General features: G+C 34.4%; 13 protein-coding genes. 3 read left to right on the top strand and 10 right to left on the bottom strand.

Translation table 11 applies throughout. The features are described 5' to 3' along the window. The 8 genes from H603_RS0115520 to corA form a co-directional block, all read right to left on the bottom strand. Complete coding sequence (locus tag H603_RS0115520; RefSeq protein WP_026709484.1) at positions 1-705, bottom strand: carboxylesterase family protein; 705 nt, start codon at positions 703-705, stop codon at positions 1-3. Between the two features lie 3 nt (positions 706-708). After that, positions 709-2,085: a glucoamylase family protein gene (locus H603_RS0115515; protein ID WP_026709483.1), complete on the bottom strand. Its 1,377-nt coding sequence runs from the start codon at positions 2,083-2,085 to the stop codon at positions 709-711. Between the two features lie 191 nt (positions 2,086-2,276). Continuing rightward, positions 2,277-3,731, bottom strand: coding sequence for a RagB/SusD family nutrient uptake outer membrane protein (locus tag H603_RS0115510; protein WP_026709482.1), 1,455 nt, complete (start codon positions 3,729-3,731; stop codon positions 2,277-2,279). A 4-nt stretch (positions 3,732-3,735) separates the two neighbouring features. Continuing rightward, complete coding sequence (locus H603_RS0115505; RefSeq protein WP_026709481.1) at positions 3,736-6,741, bottom strand: SusC/RagA family TonB-linked outer membrane protein; 3,006 nt, start codon at positions 6,739-6,741, stop codon at positions 3,736-3,738. A 242-nt stretch (positions 6,742-6,983) separates the two neighbouring features. Next, entirely contained in the window at positions 6,984-9,728 is a 2,745-nt protein-coding gene (locus H603_RS0115500) for a helix-turn-helix and ligand-binding sensor domain-containing protein (RefSeq protein WP_051219363.1), read from the bottom strand. A gap of 116 nt (positions 9,729-9,844) precedes the next feature. Continuing rightward, positions 9,845-11,029: an acetate/propionate family kinase gene (locus H603_RS0115495; protein WP_026709479.1), complete on the bottom strand. Its 1,185-nt coding sequence runs from the start codon at positions 11,027-11,029 to the stop codon at positions 9,845-9,847. Between the two features lie 110 nt (positions 11,030-11,139). Next, positions 11,140-13,233 carry a phosphate acetyltransferase gene (gene pta, locus H603_RS0115490; RefSeq protein WP_026709478.1) on the bottom strand — a complete coding sequence of 698 codons (2,094 nt, stop codon included), beginning with the start codon at positions 13,231-13,233 and terminating at the stop codon, positions 11,140-11,142. A gap of 58 nt (positions 13,234-13,291) precedes the next feature. Further along, a complete protein-coding gene (corA, locus tag H603_RS0115485; protein ID WP_026709477.1) occupies positions 13,292-14,362 on the bottom strand; it encodes a magnesium/cobalt transporter CorA in 1,071 nt (356 codons plus the stop codon). Positions 14,363-14,685: 323 nt separating this feature from the next. Here corA and H603_RS0115480 point away from each other — a divergent pair, with 323 nt between their 5' ends. Then, positions 14,686-17,226 carry a zinc-dependent metalloprotease gene (locus H603_RS0115480; RefSeq protein WP_026709476.1) on the top strand — a complete coding sequence of 847 codons (2,541 nt, stop codon included), beginning with the start codon at positions 14,686-14,688 and terminating at the stop codon, positions 17,224-17,226. 369 nt (positions 17,227-17,595) lie between these two features. Here the strand turns inward: H603_RS0115480 and H603_RS0115475 are convergent, their stop codons facing one another. Continuing rightward, positions 17,596-18,321, bottom strand: a complete 726-nt coding sequence (locus H603_RS0115475; RefSeq protein ID WP_026709475.1) for a bacteriorhodopsin-like — start codon at positions 18,319-18,321, stop codon at positions 17,596-17,598. Positions 18,322-18,405: 84 nt separating this feature from the next. Between H603_RS0115475 and H603_RS0115470 the strand changes: the two genes are divergently transcribed. After that, positions 18,406-19,335: a Brp/Blh family beta-carotene 15,15'-dioxygenase gene (locus H603_RS0115470; protein ID WP_245576129.1), complete on the top strand. Its 930-nt coding sequence runs from the start codon at positions 18,406-18,408 to the stop codon at positions 19,333-19,335. A 112-nt stretch (positions 19,336-19,447) separates the two neighbouring features. Here H603_RS0115470 and dnaK read toward each other — a convergent pair whose 3' ends face one another. Further along, positions 19,448-21,331, bottom strand: a complete 1,884-nt coding sequence (gene dnaK, locus H603_RS0115465) for a molecular chaperone DnaK (RefSeq protein WP_026709473.1) — start codon at positions 21,329-21,331, stop codon at positions 19,448-19,450. Positions 21,332-21,754: 423 nt separating this feature from the next. On the opposite strand from dnaK, the gene H603_RS0115460 reads away from it, so the two are divergent. Next, positions 21,755-22,444: a DUF2461 domain-containing protein gene (locus H603_RS0115460; protein ID WP_026709472.1), complete on the top strand. Its 690-nt coding sequence runs from the start codon at positions 21,755-21,757 to the stop codon at positions 22,442-22,444. Positions 22,445-22,516: the final 72 nt, after the last annotated feature.

The following is a 22,516-nucleotide window of genomic DNA, read 5'->3' as shown; positions in this document are numbered from 1 at the left end:
TTATTTGTTTTTAGTTTGTTTAAACATCCACTCATAAATCTCCTTGTTGTCATACACGCGACTCCAACTATCATGATTTGCATCATCAAAAATGGTCAAGGTCACATTCCCATCCGAAGCTTTTAATCTTTTATACATCATCACAGAATAATTCATATCGACTACATCGTCTAACAAGCCATGATAAATCTTGATTGGCATCGATGCTAATTTTTTATTTTCTAAAAGAACTACTCGATCTACCGCTCCAGCAATAGTTACTAACGCAGCGAATTTTTCAGGGTGTGCTGTAGCCAAATTCCAAGCTCCCCAAGCGCCCATACTTAAACCTGTTAAATAGATTCGGCTATTATCGATGTTATGTTCTTTCTGAATTTTTAATACTAATTCGTAAAGCGAGTCGGCATCCCAATATTCATTTTCTGCACACTGTGGCGCCAGAATATATGCATCTAAAACATTTGTCTGTAAATATTTAAAAGGGCCATGCACCTTAACTTTTTCGATATCCGTTCCTCGCTCTCCTGCTCCGTGTAAGAAGACGATCAGCGGTTTTTTGTCTTTGCTATTTTCAGGAATGTGTAACGCATACTGAATGCTTTTTTTCTTTACTACTTCTGTTTTCACCGTTCCAGCAATGTCTTTTTGAGCAAAACTGAAATTCGAAAACACTAGTGCGATAGCGATTAATTTAAGCTGTTTCATAGTTTAGAAATTATACTTGCTAGAGTGAAAACCTAATGCTGTTAAAGCAGGTTTCACCTCAGAAGCGTTCATAAATAATTTCCATAATAATCCAGAGCGATAATTTTCGATCATAGGAGCAATTGTGCCTTGGTCTATCGCCAAATATCTTTTAGTTACCCAACTATAATGTGGCGAAAATGCATCGTAAGGACCTGCTTTCCCTACGTATTGATTTCGTTTTTCACCATAGATGTAATGTAAAAACTTCATTGATTCTTCTGGTGTGTATGGAAAAGAAGATAATGCTGCTGTGGGCGTAATTACTCCAAAATCACTATCTGTATCGTGAGCAGCATAGCCTGTTGAACCATCTGCATTGCGGGTATAACTAGCAGTTAATCCCCAAACTGAATCAGAATAACCATTCCACTTTTTAGGATTTTCTACAGCATATTTATGCATGATTTTAGCATGATTTTGTGTTACATCGCCATAATTTGCATATTGATCAACCAATTGCGATGGATCTAATCCTAAGTAAGAATACTGAGCCCAAAACAACGGCCCAACATCGCCACTAACCGTGTTGTATTTAAATAATAAAGGAATATCTAATTGCGTTTTTGTTGATTTGATCGCTCCACTTCTAGCCCACCCTTCGTGATAAGCTGCCGCAGGAATTGGGTGCGTGGTTGATGCCGCACCTAGGATGTATGCAATTAAGCATTCATTATATCCTTCTAGTTTGAATTTCATTTCCCATTCATAAGTTGGAGACCAGTGCCAATACATGGCGTTTTCACCGTTAGTGTACCAGCTCCATTCTACGCCTTTCCACAATTCATCAGCTAGTCTTGCAAGATTTTGTTCTGCTTCATTTCCGTTTTTGAAATACTCTCTTACAGTAATTAACCCTTGACTTAAAAATGCAGTTTCGACAATGTCTCCACCATCATCTTTGCCACCAAAAGAAATTGCTTTACCAGTCGCTCCATCCATCCAATGTGCCCAAGCACCATGAAAACGATCAGCTTTTTGAAGAAATTGCATCGCAGTTGTCATGCGACTCACTGCTTCTGCTCTTGGAATAAAACCTCTTTCAACTCCAACAATTAAAGTCATCAATCCAAAACCGGAACCACCAGTGGTAACCTTATTTTTTTCGAAATCAGGATCGTCAACCAAGTATCGCTCTCTCGCTAACTTTGAATTTGACTCAGCATAATCCCAAAAATATTTTAAGGCATCTTTTTGAACTTGGTCTAGTGCTTCTTGATCTGTAAGTGGTGGTATATTGGTGTTGACACTAGAATCAGAAGAACTTGCGCTTTCCCCATTTGAAGCACTGGAACAAGAACTTATAAGACTAAAGAGCAATATGAATGCAGCTATTTTCATTTTTTAGAAAGCTTTAAAATTTAAGTAATACTTTTACTAATTCAGCAGAAAACTGTTCCACAACTTCAAGCGATTGAAGTCATGGAAAACAATTTTAACTACTTTAAATGGTGGTTTATTTAGTAAGAAGTTTTGGTTACAGTCACTGTTACTACTGTGACTGTAAATATCAGATTAAAATCTAAAATCGATTAGTATCCAGGATTTTGAGTTGAAAGTCCGCCTGCTTCATCAATAAATGCTTGGGGAAGTGGGAAAACTTCGTGCTTACCAGTTACAAAAGTTTTACCGTGAATAGTAAAAGCCGCAGCTGCTTGACCTGTTCTTACTAAGTCAAAAAAGCGGTCGTGCTCAAATGCCATTTCGACTCTTCTTTCTTTCCAAATTGCTGTTCTCATATCAGATTGAGAAACTGCCGTTGTGTTTGCTAATCCCGCTCTGTTTCTAATTTGGTTTAACAATGCAATAGCATCTGCTGTTTGTCCTAATTCATTTAATGCTTCCGCTTTCATTAAGATAACTTCGGCAAAACGTAAATATTTTATATTAGTGTCTGTTTCCCAAGCATCAGTGAACGAAGAGGAATACGCTTTATAATTGTACATTGGATTTTCTACAGTAGTAGGCACCACTCGACCGTCGTATAATGTAGTTCCTGCAAAAATGATGGTAGCATTTTTTCGAACATCATTTGCTTCGTAAGCGTTTAATAAACTTTGAGAAGGTGTATTAAAACCCCATCCCCATCCTCCAGCACCACGAGCACCTTGAATGTTAGAATATCCTGCAATTCCTTTTATTGGCACAGTACCTGTTCCTTGAATTTCGAAAATAGACTCAGCATCGTTCTCTCCTGCAAGTCTGAACATAGAAGCATAATTTGCAACTAGTGAATATCCTGTTACTAGATTGCAGTTATCCACAACTTTTTGCCAATTCTTTTGGTATAAATTAATCTTAGCTAATAGAGCATAAGCAGCTCCTTGAGACGCTCTACCTTTTTCCGAAGCAGAATATGCTGATTTTAATGGTAAAACTGCCGCAGCTTCTGTTAAGTCTTTTTCGATAAAAGCATACACTTCAGCTGGCGTTTTGCGCGTTAATTGCATTAGACGGTCCTCTTCAGATGCGGGATTAGGAACGTGATCAATTACTGGCACACCTCCGTAAGCTTTTACCAATGTGAAATACATAAAAGCTCTTAAAAACTTAGCTTCACCCACTAATCGTTCACGGATATTAGCATCTGCTTTGTCTAATGTCGGGATTATCGAGATCGCTCGGTTCGCTCTATTGATCCCTTCATAATTTGCTCTGAAGATTTCTGAAGTTGATGGTGATGAAGGATTGTAAGTCAATGCATCCATTAGATCTTTATCAGAACCAGTGTCTCCAGGTGATGATCCTTTGTCAGCATCATCAGAAGCAATACTAGTCATCCCTACCCATGAAAACGAACTCATACTGAAATCTAGAAATTTATTATAAACTGCTGTTGTAAATGTTGCAGCACCTTCATTACTATTGAATAATTCGATGTCTTCAGTTAAGATTGATTCTGTTTCATTAACATCTAGGTAATCATCTGAACATCCTGAAAGAAAAATTGAGGATAGTACAAACATTGATATATATACTTTTTTCATGATCTTAAAATTTTAAATTAGCACCAATTACAACTGATCTCAACGTAGGATAAGCGTCTAACTCAATTCCTTGAGTTCCGTAAGGGTCGCCATTCCCGTTTAGCTCTGGAGAAAAACCGGAGAATTTTTGAGTAATAAATGGATTGATTGCATTTACATAAAGACGACAGTAGTTAATAAAACCTTCTTTTAAAGGCAATTTGTACCCTAAACTAATGTTGTTTATTCTAAAGAAATCTCCTGACTCCAAGTAATAAGTTGAAGCAACTGGAACCGAATTGAATGGTGCTGGATTTGTAGCAGTCGTATTGCTTGCTGTCCAAAAATTTTCAGCTAAGGAAGCCTCTACATTCTCACCTGTAAAACGTTGTGCTTTTTTCCCATTGTATACTTTTGATCCGCCCGTACCGTAACCATCTACAGATAAATCGAAATTTTTATAGTTAACTCCTACTGTCACACCATAATTTGATGTAGGCAAAATAGAACCTGAATAATTTCTATCACTTTCAGCTAATTTATCTTGAGTTACTTTCTCACCATCAGCAGTATAGTAAAGCATTTTCCCGTTTTCTGGATTTACACCTGCATAATCGTATAAATAGAAACTTCCTAATGCCTGACCAACTGAGCTGTTATCTAATAATTTAGTCCATTGTCCGTTTCCTAAACCTCCACCTTTAATTGGCGAAATATTAGCGTTTTGTAAACTTGATAATTTATTAGTATTGTTAGAGTAATTTCCGCCCAACCAATATGATAAGTCGTCATTAATTTTATCATCCCATCTTAATGAGATTTCATATCCTTTATTGTTTACTTCACCTACGTGAGCGGGCGATGCCGCATTAATACCTGAAGTAATGTAAGGAACTGTAAATAAAATTACATTTTTTGTGGTTTTATCATACAAATCAAATGATCCCTTTAAACGGCTGTCTAAAAACTCAAAATCAACACCTGCTGAAGTCTCCTCAGTAATCTCCCATGACAAACTTGGATCAATTTGAGAGTTGATTGTTGTTCCTTCATTTAATATTGAACCTCCTGTATAATAACTCAATCCTGATGAGTAAGATTGATTGTTAAGCGGTACATTTTGATTTCCTAATTTTCCCCACCCACCTCTAATTTTTAATAGGTCAATTCCTTTCACGTTTGCCATGAAATTTTCGTTAGACACAATCCACCCAATTCCGAATGCTGGGAAAGTTCCCCAACGATAGTCTTTACCAAAATTTGATGAACCATCACGTCTTACGGTACCTGTCAATAAATAACGGTCTAATAACTTGTATTGAAAACGTCCGAAATAAGAAGCCAATTTAGTTTCGTTAAAAACTTCGTCTTTATAACTAGTAACTGTCCCTACATAATTTACATCTTTTAAAGACCAGTAATTACTATTTGGATTCACATCTTTTCTAGTTACAGTAAGTGCCTCTCTCGCTCCTTGAATTGAAGTTTCAATACCTGCAGTTACTTCAATATCATGAATATCGCCAAACACCTCATTGTAAGTAACATAATTAGATAAGTTCCAGTTAAAGTACTGATTTCTACCTTTTGTCAATTGGTTTATATTTTTATCATCTGGATAAACAATCGAACTCAAATTAGCTGGATTGTTGTTTACTTGCCAGATCGCTTGTGTGTCCTCGAAGTTGTAGTTTTTCCAAGTGTAATATTCCCCATTAAACTGTGAAGTAAATTTTAAAGATTTTAAAATATCGTAATCCAATTTAATTCCTCCCTGTAAGGTTACGCTACGTTGCTCTTCGTCATTAAAATCTAATTGCGAAACCGGATTTCCAACATTATTAAATGATGATCCTGATGTTCCCGAAGTTCCGTCAGCTCCTACATATGATATACCGTAAGAACCGTTTGAAAAGCGAACAGGTACAATAGGTGATTGTTTGTAAGCTGATGTAAATGCGCTGAAAGGTTGTGGAGTAGAATTAGCTGATGTAAAACTTAAGTTTTGAGTAATTTTTAATTTATCAGAAATTTTATATTCATTGTTATTTCTAAAAGTAAAACGACTATAATCTAAACCGTTTAAAATTGCTTTTTCTTCGTAGTTACCTGCACTAAAAAAGTATTTCACATTCTCACTTGATCCCGAAATCGAAACGTTATTTTGAGTATAATTTCCAGTTCTTGTAATAGCATCTAACCAGTTTGTATTCACTGGTTGATTTGTAGAAAAGGTATTTGTTCCTAAAGCGGCGTTAGTATAAGTTGCATAAGCATTACTATCTGCCATTCTTACTGTTTTAAGCGGTTTTCTAAATCCAGTAAAACTTTCTACCTCTACAGTAACTTTGTCTCCTTTACCCTGTTTAGTTGTAATAATAATTACACCATTTGCGGCTCTTGTACCATAAATAGCAAGTGAAGAAGCATCTTTCAAAATTTCATACGATGTAATATCATTTGTGTTGATATTATTAATGTTGGTCGTAGGCATACCGTCAACTACATATAATGGAGTTCTCCCTCCTGTAGCCGTTCCTAAACCTCTAATAACAACAGACGGCGAACTTCCTGGTGCATCGGATGAAATTACCTGCACCCCGGCTGCCTTACCTTGAATTGCTTGAGAAGCGTTTAAAACTTTGGTCTTAGAAACTTCTTCAGCTTTTAAAGAAGTAATAGCAGTAGTATTATCTATTTTTTTACGACTACCGTAACCAATTACTACAACTTCATCCAAAGTCATTTCCTGAGAATCTTTCAATGTAATTGTCATAAAAGAAGTACTTGCTTTGATTGATAAAGTCTCAAAGCCTATCATGCTTATTTTTAATGTTTCACCATTAGTTGCATTTATCGAAAAATTACCGTCAAAATCGGTATCAGTATTAGCATTAGATGTTGTCCCTAAGACGATAGCGCCTGGTATCCCAATTCCATCTTTATCCAATACTTTACCTTTGATCACTTGTCCTGACATATATGCCGGAAGTAATATGAGTGCTAAAAAGCTTAAAATAAAATTTCTCATGAATTAATAATTTGTTAAAGTTAGTGGGACCAAATTAGATAATTACATCGTTATAGTAAGCATAAACACACTACTACAATACTACATCAAAAGCGCAATTTTTTAAATTAACTTATTATATATCAACAAGTTATTAATTTAAATATTATCAATTATAAATACCTATGATGTAGTAGTGATGTGTGGGAATAACTTAAAAAAATACGTTAAAAAATAAAGTATATATAATTATTACTATTTATTTATAACGATAATAGAAACTGAGACAGGTTTTCTTCAGTTTCTAATTGTAATTTCTTACGCAATCTGTAGCGATGTAATTCTACCCCTCTGAATGAAATATTCATCATAGGGGCAATTTCCTTAGATGATAAATTCATCTTAAGATAAATACATAATTTGATGTCTTTTGAAGTAAGGTTTGGAAACTTTTTAGAAAGTGTAGTAATGAACTCATTGTGAATTTGGTTCAAATTTGTTTCGAATGATTCCCACTCATGTTTATTAACAGCATTAATTTTAATCGCTTTTTTAACCTCTGATTTTAATTTATTAATGTCAGTTTCTTTTTCAAGTATGCCTTGCACCTTTTCGATCATTTCACTTTGCTTTGCAATAGAGAGGGATTTTCCTGCTACTTGTGAAGATTTTGACAGCAGCTCTAACTCTAAAATATGCTTTTCATATTGTTGTGTGTTGAGGTCATTTTGTGCTTTTAGTTCTAACTCTAGGATTTTCTTTTGGTGTTTTAAATCCTCTTCCTTTAATGCTAACTTTTGAATGTAGCGCATTTTATTCCACTTGTAATAAATATACAATATCACACCTATTAATATGATGTAGACTAAAATCATCCAAATTGAGAAATACCACGGAGTTGCTACTGAAAAAGTAAAACTTTTGACTTTGTTGTATTTAAGTCCGTCATGATTATACATTGTAAAAACTACCGACCCACTTTTTAAATTGTTTAAGGTCACCTTACCATCATTAATGGGAATGGGATTTTTAGAATCTTCTAGTTTGTAAAATAGATTTGGTTTAGACGATCCGTAAAAACCAGAAATTAAATGAATGTTAACCTCTGTATTATAACTAACCGTTCCATCAGTCTCTACTAATTCATCGTTGGCGAAAGCCTCCACCTTTAAATTAGGAACCGCTATATTGTTGTTATTCAATTTTAACGAAATGAAGCCGTCATCTAGATTTAATAGATAGTTATCACCGTTTTTAAATATGTTCAAATTATCATTGATAATCTTTCCTTTATAATATTTATCTTGGATTAAGCTACGCACAAAAGTGGTATCAGCGCTCGCATAAACTTGGTATAAGAGTCCGCCTTGCAATATCACAAAATGATTTTCATCAATCTTCACAACATCTGAAACTTGAGAAAAATTAGTATTGAATAGCTCGTTCTTCACTAGCTTTTTTGCGACAGCATTGTAAGTGTACCATTGGTGATTGATGAGAAATAAAATATCATTTCTAAATTCAAAAATCTTTACAGCAAAGTCATTTTTAATACCGTTTTTCTGAGTGATGTTTTCAATTTTGGTTCGGTACTGCTCGTTATAATTAATGCGATACAAACCTCTGTAATTATCTGCCGCCCAAATTTCGTTTCGTTTATTCTGAGCTACGTATTTTATGGGTTTTAAAAAGTCTTTTAATAGAATCGCCTCTGCTGAGTTAGCTATATCTTTATAAACATACACCCCACTGTAAGTTCCTTGTAAATATGAATTATCAACATTACTTTTAACTAATGTCCAGCCGCCGTTAATACTATTGTATTTAGAGTACGCACCTTCTTTATATAAAAAAGTCCCTTCGTCCTGCCCTACCAAGTAGTTATCGCCGACCTTGTTAATACTCCATGCTTGCCCTTGAGAATTTGGCACTAACGAAAAGTTTTTGTTTTCGTATTGATAAACACCATGATTTGAAGCCAAAAGGTAACCGCGATCTGTTTTCACGACTGAATATACAGATCCTAAAGTTCCAGAATTATCATAAAAAATAAGATTAGGAGAATTTACTTCAATATATGCGATTCCGTTATCTAATCCTAACCATAAATTATTCTCCTTATCTTCAGTAATCGTTAAAATGCTATTGTTCATCAAGACATTATCTCGATTTATATTCATCGAAGAATTAGTTTTAAAATCAAATATGAAAAGTCCTTTATTTGCAGTTCCTATAACAAGTCTATTGTTTTTAAGAAATTTGGCTGCGTTGATATTGGCTTTTTTTAAAACTTCATTCAATGGGTTTTGCCATGGCGATAATGAACCATTTTTACTAATGTAAACACCATTTTTCTTAGTGAAGAAATATGTGCTACCATTATATTTTTCGATAGCATGCACCACGTTGTTTTTCAAAACTTCCCAAGCTTTTATTTCGACCAACTTATCGCCTTGTAATTTTTGAACACCATCGACAACAGTTGCTACCAATAGTTCTTTATCAATTTCGAAAAAATAGGAGATTAAAGGTGCCAGTTTAATTTTCTTGACTTTTTTTCCGTCAAAAATAAATACTTCATTGAAAGACTGAAAGTAGATGTGGTTATCGAATTTGAAAATTTTCCAAATCTCTCCATTATCACTATCATTAAAAATTTTTTTACCTTGAGAAATAGAGGTATAAATCATCCTACCCTTTTCTCTTTTCCAATAGCCAAATTCTTTATAAGAACCAGAGTAAATTTTGTCTCCTTCCACAAATACAGAACGGATGATTGTTTTATTGGGCAGCGTATTTTTCTCCCATTTGATTCCGTCATATCTTAGCAAATAGTGGTTGTTTGCAAAATACAACGCTTTGTCATTTCCTTGAGCAATATTCCAAATTTGGTTGTCACCCTTATAATCAGATTTGCTGTAATTTTCTACAAAAGGCAACAACTCTTGACTATAATTTGGAAATGTATTTAAGAAAAGAAGAAATGTTATAAGTATGATTTTTTTCAAGATGAGAAATTTTATCAGAAGTCTAATTATCTTCAAATATAATTACATTTATTTAGAAAACAGCACAAAAAAAGCCTCTCTTGAGAGAAGCTTATTATTATTGAAATGCTATATAACTATAGTGCTAACAGCGTATAAACTTGCTTAGCAATTTCCATTTCTTCGTTTGTAGGAATAACCATTATTTTGACTTTTGACGTTATTGTATTTATCTCACGAATTTCTTTTGATCTCGTTTCATTAAGTGCATCATTAATTTCGATACCAAAATAATCCATATCAGTGCACACCAATTTTCTAATGTAAGAAGAATTCTCTCCAATTCCGGCTGTAAAAATAATAGCATCAATACCATTTAAAACTGCCGCATAAGATCCGATGTATTTTTTAATCCTGTAAGCGTTCATTGCTAACGCTAGTTGGCATTGTTCATTTCCTTTTTCAGCTTCTGCTTCAATTTCTCTTAGATCACTAAAACCCGTTAAACCAAGCATACCACTTTTCTTTAATAAAATATCGTTAACTGCTGTGCTGCTGTAGCCCAACGTATTGATTAAGTAAAAGATCAAAGAATGATCGATATCGCCGCTTCTTGTTCCCATGATCAATCCATTTGAAGGAGAAAATCCCATCGAATGATCTACAGCCTTACCATCTTTGATAGCTGTTATGCTACAGCCATTTCCTAAATGAATGCTAATGATATTGCTGCTTTTTTGTAAATATTCAATTGCTTTCTCTGACACATATTTATTACTCGTTCCGTGAAAACCGTATTGACGGATTTTATCCTTATCGTAGAACTCGTTTGGAATCGCATATTTGTGCGCAATCACAGGAATGGTTTGATAAAAAGCTGTGTCAAATACAGCAACTTGTTTCGCTTTTGCAAAAATTTCTTCGGCTACATTTATACCAATTAAGTGTGCCGGATTGTGTAGAGGAACAAGAACTGATAATTCAGCTATTTTGTCCTTAACATCTTGATTGATTATAGTCGTATCAGAAAAGAAGTTACCACCATGCACCACACGATGACCTACTGCCACAATTTCATCTGTAGATTTTATTATACCTACATTTTCGTTCATTAGCAAATTGGCTATCTTCACCAATCCCGACTTGTGATCTTCGATTACCAAACGCTCTTCTAATTTGGTTTTATCTGTAGTATACGTAAAATTAGAACTTTCTAAGCCTATTCTATCCACCATACCACTGCAAATAACTTCTTGCTCTGGCATGGTTATTACTTGGTATTTAATTGAAGAACTACCTGAATTTATAATGAGTATTTTCATTGAACTTATTTTTTCCCTCTCCCCACCCCTCTTCAAAGAAGAAGGTGAGTGGATCGAATTATTCTGTATATATTTTTTTAAACTTGAAACCTGAAACTTTATCCTCACTTTTACAACCCCTGCGCTTGAATAGCCGTAATAACTACGGTATTGATAATATCATCTACTGTACAACCGCGACTTAAGTCATTAACAGGTTTGTTTAAGCCTTGCAGCATTGGACCAATTGCTAGTGCACCCGTTTCTCTTTGCACTGCTTTGTAGGTATTGTTTCCTGTATTCAAATCAGGAAAAATCAACACGCTTGCTTGACCGGCAACTTCAGAATTGGGCATTTTACTTAAACCAATCATTTTATCTACAGCCGCATCATATTGAATTGGTCCCTCGATTTTAAGGTCTGGGCGTTTTTCTCTTACGATTTGGGTTGCTTTTCGAACTTTATCAACTTCATCTCCTTTTCCAGATGCTCCAGATGAATAGGAAAGCATTGCCACTTTAGGCTCTATACCAAACGCCATACTAGAATCTGCAGAAGAGATTGCTATTTCAGCCAATTGTTCTGCAGTAGGATTTGGGTTAATAGCACAATCTCCAAAAACAGAAACACGGTCTTCTAAACACATGAAAAACACTGATGAAACCACGCTTGAATTTGGTTTGGTTTTAATGAATTGTAAAGCGGGTAAAATGGTATGTTGCGTTGTGTGTGCTGCACCAGAAACCATTCCGTCTGCGTCGCCTTTATAAACCATCATCGTTCCAAAATAAGACACATCTTCCATTAAATCCCTAGCCATTGCAATTGTGACATTTTTATTTTTTCGCAACTCATAATAAGTTGCTGCGTACTCATCGTACTTACTTGATTCTATTGGGTTGATGATAGCTACTTTACTAAAGTCTAATGTAATTGCAAGTTCGATTAATTTACTTTCTATTTGTTTCTTGTTCCCTATGATGGAAACATCCACCACGTCCATGGCCATTAATCGAGAAGCGGCAATCAATATTCGATCATCATTTCCTTCAGGCAAAACAATATGTTTTCTATGTTTTCTCGCTCTCTTTACTAAGTTATACTGAAACATTTTGGGAGTCATTCCTTCAGCCTCAAAAGCACTTAACTTCGTAGCTAGATTTTCTGTATCGATGTATTTATCAAATGTATTTATCGAAGTTTCAATCTTAAGTGTGTTATCTGCATAAATTTGGGACTTTATACTACCAATTTTATTTGTGATTCCGTACGTGCCCCCTTCAACAGCTAGAATAGGCACTATGCTTGTTAACCCCTCTATCAATTTGATAATACTCTCTTCGGGAACGATATTTCCTGTCAAGACAATTCCAGATATGGTAGGATAATTAGCCGATTCATTTGCTTGTAAAACACCCAAAATAAGATCTGCACGATCTCCTGGAGTAATTACTAATGCATTCTCATGTAAGTGTAAAAGATAATTATGAAGCTGCATGGCACCTACACTAAAATGACCCACTTCATTATTCAAATAAGCTTCTCCAAAAAGTATTTTTGCATTTAGAACATCAACAATTTCCTTAACGGTAGGATTGTCTAAACTTGGAATAAGCGGAATAGCATTTACTATAACTTCATTAGGTAGAATAGCTTTTAATCCAGCAGTTACCTCTTTTATATTTTGGTCAATAACTTTATTAACGATAATTGCGAGTACCTCAACATCCTTTTGTTTGTAGCTATTGTATGTTAGGTGTAACCCATCAATAAGTTCCTCAAGAGTTTTGTCTATCCCTGTACCTACAATAATTGTTGGGATACCCAAGTTTTTTGCAATTAGAACGTTCATATCTAATTCGATGACCGTCCCTTCCCCACTAAAACTAGTTCCTTCAACAAGCACAAAATCACACTGCTCTTCTAAGCGCTTGTACTTTTCGATGATAAGATCAAGTACTTCGCCTAATTTGCCTTTGTTTTTCTTCTTGATTAATTTGCTTTTTGTGATTGCATAGGCATCCTCAAAAGCAATATCTAACTTAAAATGCGAGATTACGGTTTCAATGTGGTTGTCTATTTTTCCGTGTTCGAAATCTTCAATGATGGGTCTAAAGTAACCCACTTTTGCAGTCTTCCCAATCAACATACTCATTAAGCCAAGAGTGATTATCGATTTCCCACTATTGTGCTCAGAAGTTGCAATATAAATGGCCTTATTCATGCTTTATATTTTTTACTGTTATTGTTTTTTATTTGTTTGACTATATAAAAATTTCATCCTAAAACCATTTACGCTTTTTAAAATAAAATACCATTATAATCCCAATTACAACCATGACACCAATCACGGTGTAATACCCATTTTGATATTTTAATTCAGGCATGTGTTCGAAATTCATTCCGTAAACTCCTACAATAAATGTTAACGGAATAAAAATAGCAGAAACGATGGTCAAAGTTTTCATGATTTCATTCATCTTGTGTGATTGCGATGAAAAGAAAAAATTAGAAGCGCTCTCTAACATGCCCATATCAGAATCTATTTGTTCTAATAGTTCCAATGTCTTCTGGTGCAAACGAGAATAATAGCTGAATGTTTCTTGTTCGATTATCTTAAAATCATCATCGTCTTTTAGACTCTTAATTGCAAATAATGAATCTCGTAACGGAATAATAGAACGTTTTAAAAAATTAAAATTATCTCTATGTTTTTCAATTTGGATTAATATTTCGGGATCAGCACTGTTTTTCGAAATACTAATTAATTCTTCCACTTTGTCCTCCTCATTTTCGATGGTGATGTAGAAATTTTCCATAATGGCATCAAGAAGTAAATATAATAGAAAATCGGCTCCTTTTAATCGAACCATGCCGGTATGTTCTCTAATACGCTCTCTAATATGTGTGAAAAAATCAGAACGCTTTTCTTGAAACGATATTAGCACACCGTCCTTAATTAAAAAGCTTATTTGCTCTACACTTATATTATCTGAATTCTCAGTGGGTAACAAAGATTTGATGTTGAAAAATAAATTATCCGATGATTCCTCTACTTTTGTTCTTCGAGACGTATTTAAAATATCAGAAAGAATAAAATTATCTAATTTAAAAAACACACCAATCTCTTGTATGAGTTCAATTTCATTTAAGCCATGTAAATTAAGCCAGTTAATTTGTCCCGGAACCACACTTTTTTGTAGATCTTCAATTTCAATATCTTCATATTCTACACTGTTTAAATCGTCGTAAACAAAGAGTTGCATTTGTGATTCAAACTTTTTATGCTTGCCTGTATATTCTAAAGGATTAACGTGACTCTTTCTACTTTTCTTGTATTTAATCTTTCTCATTCCACTTCTTATATACAGTAATATTACAAAAAAGTTTTGGCACTAATTATCTATTTGAGGGATAAAATTGACAACTTTCCAAGCTATCATTAAGTTTTTCTACAAGCAAACCCGCACAACTGAAAAATATATCAGTCAAGATGAGTAAAAAAAGTTAAAATAGTATCTCTACATGTAACAAATTTAATTTTTCACGTCTCACGAAAGTATTGCATAATTAATCGACAATCGCTGATTTAAGTAAATTTAATAAATTAAATCACTCTTAAGTGAGGCAATGTATGGCGATACTACATTACTAACCCCTAACCCTAAACCCTAACATGGTAAAATTAAGAATTACTTTGCTGGCTGCTATTGTACTCAGTTCGTGTGGTACAACTGAAACTCTGGCGCAACGTAAGAAAAAAAAGGAGCCAGCTACAGTAGCGGCAGCAACAAAGAAAGACGAAAAGAAAGAACCCAAACCTTACGGCAAAGTAATTGACTCTAGTGCAGTTACTCAAAAAGGATTGATTGATGTTCATAAAATGGATAATAAATATCTGTTTGAAATTCCTGCAGCGCTTATTGATACGGAGATTATGACTATAACTCGTTTTTCTAAAACACCTGCAGGTGGAGGAATATTTGGAGGAGAAGAGGTTAATAGACAGGTGATCAAATTTGAGAAAGGTCTTAATAATACTATTTTAATGCGATCTGTGACTTATGTAATCATGTCTCCTGACGAAGGAAAACCTATGGCACAAGCAGTTAAAAACTCTTCAACTGATCCCATTATTGCTAGCTACGATATCTTAGCAATTAAGAAAGAAGACGGTGGAAAAAAAGAAACGGCTTATGTGATTGATATGACTCCCACATTTGAGGCTGACGTACAGACTTTTTCATTAGACCCGAGAAAAAAGCAGTCTTTAAGTATTCAAGCATTCCAAAAAGACCGCTCTTTTATTCAAAAAGTAAGCAGTTATCCAATTAATACAGAAATCCAAACAGTAAAAACATTTGCTACGACTCCTAACTTAATCTCACTGAGTCCTACACCAAAAATTGGTACCAATTTACCATCAGCATTAGACTCTGGAGTTTTAACAGTAGAGTTAAACACTTCGATGATTGCATTGCCAAAAGTACCTATGCGTAAGAGAACATTTGACCCTCGTGTTGGTTTTTTTGCTAACCAATATGATGTTTTTGAAGAAGAATCTCAAAAATCAGAGAAAGAAGTTTTTGCTGTAAGATGGAGATTAGAGCCTAAAAATGCGGAAGATGCAGCAAAGCAAAAAAATGGGGGATTAATTGAACCTGCAAAACCAATTGTTTACTACATCGACCCTGCGACTCCAGAAAAATGGAGAAAATCTATTAAAGCTGGAATTGATGACTGGCAAGTAGCTTTTGAAGCTGCTGGTTGGAAAAATGCTATTCGTGGAGAGTATTGGCCAGAGAATGATCCTACAATGAGTTTAGAAGACGCACGTTTTTCTGTTTTAAGATATTTCGCTGCTGACATCCAGAATGCTTACGGACCAAACGTACATGATCCTAGAACAGGAGAAATACTTGAAAGTCATATTGGATGGTATCACAATATCATGAGTTTATTAAGAAACTGGTATTTAATTCAAACTGCAGCAGTAGATCCTGCAGCTAGAAAAAAGCAATTTGATGATCAATTAATGGGAGAACTAATTCGTTTTGTATCTTCTCATGAAGTAGGACATACTTTAGGTCTTCGTCACAATATGGGAGCTAGCTCGGCTACACCTGTAGAAAAATTAAGAGACAAAGAGTATCAAGCTAAAAACGGTCACACTTCATCTATCATGGATTATGCACGTTTCAATTATGTTGCTCAGCCAGAAGATGGTGTTACTAATTTCTTTCCAAGAATTGGTGATTATGACAAATGGGCAATAAAATGGGGGTATTCTTATTTCCCGGAAGCGAAAACAGAGAAAGAGGAAAAAGGTATCTTAAACGAGATGACAAAAGAGGCATACAAGAATCGTCGCCTTTGGTTTGGAACTGAATCTAGTCCTTATGATCCAAGATACCAAACAGAAGATATTGGAGACAATGCAATGAAAGCATCTGCTTATGGTATTAAAAACTTACAAAGAATTCTTCCTAACTTAATCGAATGGAGCGCTGAAAAAGGAGAAAGCTACTCTGAATTAGATGATATGTACAGTGCATTAACTGGACAATTTAGAAGATACATGGGACACGTTACTAAAAACATTGGAGGTATTTATGATACGCCTAAAACCTATGACATGGAGGGAGATCAATTCGAAATTGTGCCTAAAGCAATTCAAAAAGAAGCGGTGACCTTTTTAAATACACAACTTTTTGATACTCCAAAATGGTTAATGGATCAAAAAATATATGCTAAAATCAATCCTGATAATGGAGTTGAAGCGATAAAAGAAATGCAAAAATCAACATTGAATAGTGTTTTAGCTGGAGACAGAATGGTACGCTTAATGGAGGCTTCTTCTCAAGGAAAACAATACTACTCTGTTGACGATTTAATGACAGACTTACGTAACGGTATTTTTTCTGAATTAAAAGCAAATGCTTCTATTGATATTTACAGACGTAATTTGCAAAAATTATATGTAACTAAATTGTCTGAGTTGTTAAAACCTGGTAGCGTCTCTGTCGGTTCATCGTCTAGATCTAGAACAAAGCAATTAGACTTAAACGACACTGATTTACCATCTATAACAAGAGGTCAATTAACTAGTCTAAAAAGCGCATTAAAAGCTTCAGCTGCAAAGTCAACGGATAAATTATCCAAATTACATTTACAGGACTTGGCCTTCCGTATCGAACAAGTTTTGGATCCTAAATAATAAAGAGTAGTTTACTAGTAATATAAAATCCGTCTCACATAGTGTTGAGACGGATTTTTTTTTGATCACACATATACAAGAGTATCAACCAGAAAATGCAAAGCACAACAAACCATACATACTACATCAGCTCTCGCTAGATTTAAAATGTGAAATACAAAATACTCAGCAATTTCAACCTACCAATGCACATCCTAGATTGTCCAATTGTATCGTAACTAAAGAATTTCAGGGAGCAATTTTATAAAACATCGACGTTCAATGGCTTAGTAACTACCAATTAAATCCTCCAGTATACTCATAAAAAAACCGAACTCAAATGAGCTCGGTTTCTTTAATAAATATTGAGATTGCTTGTTGTAAAAAAGCTTAGTCTTTTTGAGATTTAACTGCTAAAGTATAAATCACCAATCCAAAACCAATTTTGTTTATAGCATCTGCGATGTTGTAAGCCACATCGATGTTACCAGCTGGTACGATTCCGTTGTACCATCCTGTCGTTCCCATCATGTAACCCAATGGATAAATTGCCCATCCAACAAGTACAAACCAGCATAAAATTTTGTGCGCTTTCAATACCTCTCCTCCAGCAGCTGCAGCTAATTTTGAAGCTGAACCTAACCAAATCTCGTACACAATAGCAAAATAAGCAGCACCAGAAACAAATCCCCAGAAAGCAGCCATATCTGTGTAAACTACTTCACCTAAATATCCAGTGATTAACATGATTACAGAATAAATGATCATTTTCCAAAGCAAAGATTGCTTAGCACCTGCCACTTTTAGAATCAAATAAAACTCAACGCACATCAACGGCACAGTTAGTACCCAGTCGACATAACGAAAGAATGTTGGTGATTCACCAAACGCAGCCCAATAATCTCTCATGTAGAAATAATGAACAGCTGCTATAAAAGTAATTAAACCCGAAACCAGCACTGAAGTACGCCACTTTTTGTCAAATTGGCTCAGTGATAAAAAGAAAAAGGCTGATGCAGCCATCATCGCCATACATCCCACAAAGAATGTAAACCCTACATAATCTGTAGGAGATAATTTTGAAACCATTGCTGAAATAAACGTAAAATTTGTCATAATTAAAATTTAAAGTTAAATTTTTTTTGTTCATGTAAATATAGGAATAGTTAAACAAGAAAAATGTTTTTTGTTTAACTATTTTTGATTAATTTTAAACAAAATAATTTAACTATGCTTAGATATACAAATATTGCAATCGTAGCAAGCATTTTTTGCCTTTGGCTCAACTCTTATTTCCCTAATGAGATTCAAATTATTATCGGTTTTTCCTTCATTTTCAGCTTCGGAATTCTTCATGGCGCTAATGATTTACTTTTAATCGAAAATACAAGCGATTCTAAAAATAAAAATACATCTAAAACAATACTATTATACTATCTTATTGCGGTCATATTTGGTTTAGTGTTATTCTATTTAATACCGGTAGTAGCCTTGCTTCTGTTTATTTTATTTAGTGCCTTTCACTTTGGCGATCAGCAAGGGTTCTATTTAAATTTTAATGTATCAAAGTATATCTTGATCCTTTATCCTTTCACTTACGGAATCGTTATATTATTCTTATTGTTTTCTTTTCATTCCAATGAAGTTAAAGTGATTGTAAATGAGATAATACGCTTTAAGGTTTCTACGTTTTATATAAATCAAATCCTAATGACGAGCGGGTTTATCTTTCTAAGTATAAGCGTTTACTTTTACTGGAAATTTGAATCCTTTCGAAAAAAATTACAGATAGAATTATTTTTACTCGTGGTATTTGCTATCTTATTTAAAACTTCAAGTTTGATATGGGGGTTTGCAATCTATTTCATTATTTGGCATAGTATTCCTTCTATTTTAGATCAAATAAAATTTATTTATGGTTCAACTACTTATAGCAATTTTATAGCCTATTGTAAAAATGCCTTTGCATACTGGCTGGCTTCATTATTCGGAATTGCGCTTCTCTATTTCCTATTTAGGGATAAGGAAATATTTACTGCTTTGTTTTTCTCTTTTCTTGCAGCTATCACATTTCCACACGTATTAGTGATTCTAAAAATGATGCATAAAAAAAATACAAAAAATGCATAAAAAAAACCGCTCACAAAAGTGAACGGTTTTAATATAATGTAAGATTCTAGATCCCGATAGCTATCGGGATAAGCGATTCACACAATTTTGTTAAACAAAATTGGTTATCTACCTATTTTACTTCTTCGTAGTCTACATCTTGAACATCATCTCCTTGTGGAGCAGCTTGTGGCTCTCCAGCAGTTTGACCTTGTTCTCCTTGAGCGTACATTGCTTCAGTAGCAGTTTTCCAAGCAGCATTGATGTTATCAAGTGCAGTTTGAATAGCTGGAATATCTTGAGATTGGTGAGCCATTCTCAATTCAGTTAATGCATATTCTACAGCAACTTTATGATCATCAGCTAATTTATCTCCAAGCTCTTTTAATTGAGTTTCAGTTTGGAAGATCATTCCATCTGCTTCGTTCAATTTTTCAGCTCTTTCTCTTGCAACTTTGTCAGACTCAGCGTTAGCTTCAGCGTCTTGTTTCATTCTTTCGATTTCTTCAGAAGTTAATCCAGAAGAAGCTTCGATACGGATATCGTGAGATTTTCCAGTTCCTTTATCAGTAGCTGAAACTTTGATGATACCATTTGCATCAATATCAAAAGAAACCTCAATTTGAGGAACTCCTCTTGGTGCTGGTGGAATACCGTCTAAGTTAAAACGTCCGATAGTTTTGTTATCAGCAGCCATTGCTCTAGCTCCTTGAAGAACGTGTAGTTCAACAGTAGGTTGAGAATCTGCAGCTGTAGAGAAAACTTGAGATTTTTTAGTTGGGATAGTAGTATTAGCTTCAATTAAGATAGTCATAATTCCACCCATCGTTTCGATACCTAAAGATAAAGGTGTAACGTCAAGTAACAATACATCTTTTACATCTCCAGAAAGAACTCCACCTTGAATAGCTGCTCCAATTGCAACAACCTCATCAGGGTTAACTCCTTTAGACGCTTTTTTACCAAAGAATTTTTCAACTTCTTCAGCAATTCTTGGCATACGTGTAGATCCACCAACTAAGATAACTTCGTCGATATCAGAAACAGATAAACCTGCATCTTTCAACGCTCTAGCAACTGGTGCCATAGAACGTTTTACTAATGAATCAGTTAATTGCTCAAATTTAGCTCTAGATAATTTTTTAACTAAGTGCTTAGGTCCTGAAGCTGTAGCCGTTACGTATGGTAAGTTGATTTCAGTTTCAGTAGAAGAAGATAATTCAATCTTAGCTTTCTCAGCAGCTTCTTTTAAACGTTGTAATGACATTGGGTCAAGACGTAAATCGATATCTTCGTCAGCTTTAAATTCGTCAGCTAACCAGTCAATGATTTCGTGGTCAAAGTCATCTCCACCTAAGTGAGTATCTCCGTTTGTAGATAATACTTCAAAAACTCCGTCTCCTAATTCAAGAACAGAGATATCAAATGTACCTCCACCTAAATCGTAAACAGCAATTTTTTGATCAGTTCCTTTTTTATCTAATCCGTAAGCAAGTGCCGCAGCAGTTGGCTCATTGATGATACGCATTACTTTAAGACCTGCAATTTCACCAGCTTCTTTAGTCGCTTGACGTTGTGCATCATTAAAGTAAGCAGGAACAGTAATAACTGCTTCTGTAACTGTTTGACCTAAATAGTCTTCAGCAGTTTTTTTCATTTTTTGAAGAGTCATTGCTGACAATTCTTGAGCAGAATATAAACGACCATCAATATCCACACGTGGTGTATTGTTGTCTCCTTTTACAATCTTGTAAGAAACTCTTTTTGCTTCAGCCGAAACTTCACCAAAACCTTGTCCCATAAAACGTTTAATAGAAGCAATTGTTTTAGTTGGATTTGTTACCGCTTGTCTTTTTGCTGGATCTCCCACTTTAATTTCTCCACCTTCAACAAAAGCGATGATAGATGGTGTAGTTCTTTTTCCTTCTGCATTAGGAATAACAACTGCTTCATTACCTTCCATTACAGAAACACAAGAGTTTGTCGTACCTAAATCAATTCCGATTATTTTACCCATTTTTAATATATTTAATTTAATGTATACTCATTTTTAATACTTATCTCTGTAAAGCAATCACTGTGCCAACACAAAACACCTATGTTAATTGTCAGTTTTTGTTATTATGTCGCAAAAGTGTCTGACAAGATGACATTTTCGACTTACTGTCATTTTAACTGCTGCTTCAATTGGGTTGTCAGCCCATGCATTATTGTACTTGTCTTTTTAGTTTTCGAATACAAAAAGAATGCAAACCTTGCTATAATAGTGAATTCCACTTGAGTCGTATTCTGTAATTTTTAGCTTTCGATTAAAATCTAAAAAACAAGGCAATCAAAGACCATAAATTGTAAGATAAGTTTAACTTCTTAGCTGTGGTACTGCCTGAAAACTTACGTATTTTTGAATAAATGCAAAAGAACAAACATTAAAAAACGTACTATGAGTACCACAACAATAAAACCTAGCACACTTGATTTTTTAAAAACGCTCGAATTAAACAACAATAGAGAATGGTTTAATGAAAATAAAACTACCTATCTCGAAGCCCACGATAATGTTGTTGATTTTGTTGCAGACTTAATAGTGTTAATGAACACACACGATGCAATCGAAAATCAATCGGCTAAAAAAAGCATGTACCGCATTTATAATGATGTTCGTTTTAGTAAAAGTAAATTGCCTTATAAATCAAGATTTACATTTAAACTGCAAAGAGCTACAAGTTCAAAACGTGGTGGTTATTATATGAGTATCCAACCTGGAAACAGCTACTTAGCTTGTGGATTTTCTTCACCTAATTCAGCTGATTTAAAAAGAATAAGAAAAGATATCGAAATCAATGCCGATGAATGGCGTATACTACTAAAGGACAAATCATTGTTGAAAAATTTTAAAGGAATGTCGGGCGAACAAGTCCTTACCTATCCAAGAGGATTTGATAAAGATCATGAAGCGATCGATTTGTTGCGTTATAAGCAATTCATTTTTAGACATAATTTCACTGATGAAGAGGTTCTAGCTGCTGGTTTTGTAGAAAAAGTGGACAAAGTTTATAAAAGTGTGCGTCCTATATTTGACTATTTAAGTAGCGTTTTAACAACTGATTTAAACGGGGAGACGATTATTTAAAATACGCAGTAAAGTCCACTATACTACAGGTATATTCAAAATAACAATATTAATTTATTTAACAGTTGTTAA

Origin of the sequence: Flavobacterium frigidarium DSM 17623, assembly GCF_000425505.1 — a bacterium.
In the GTDB taxonomy this organism is placed as follows: Bacteria; Bacteroidota; Bacteroidia; order Flavobacteriales; family Flavobacteriaceae; genus Flavobacterium; species Flavobacterium frigidarium.
This window is presented reverse-complemented; position numbering and strand designations above follow the sequence as displayed.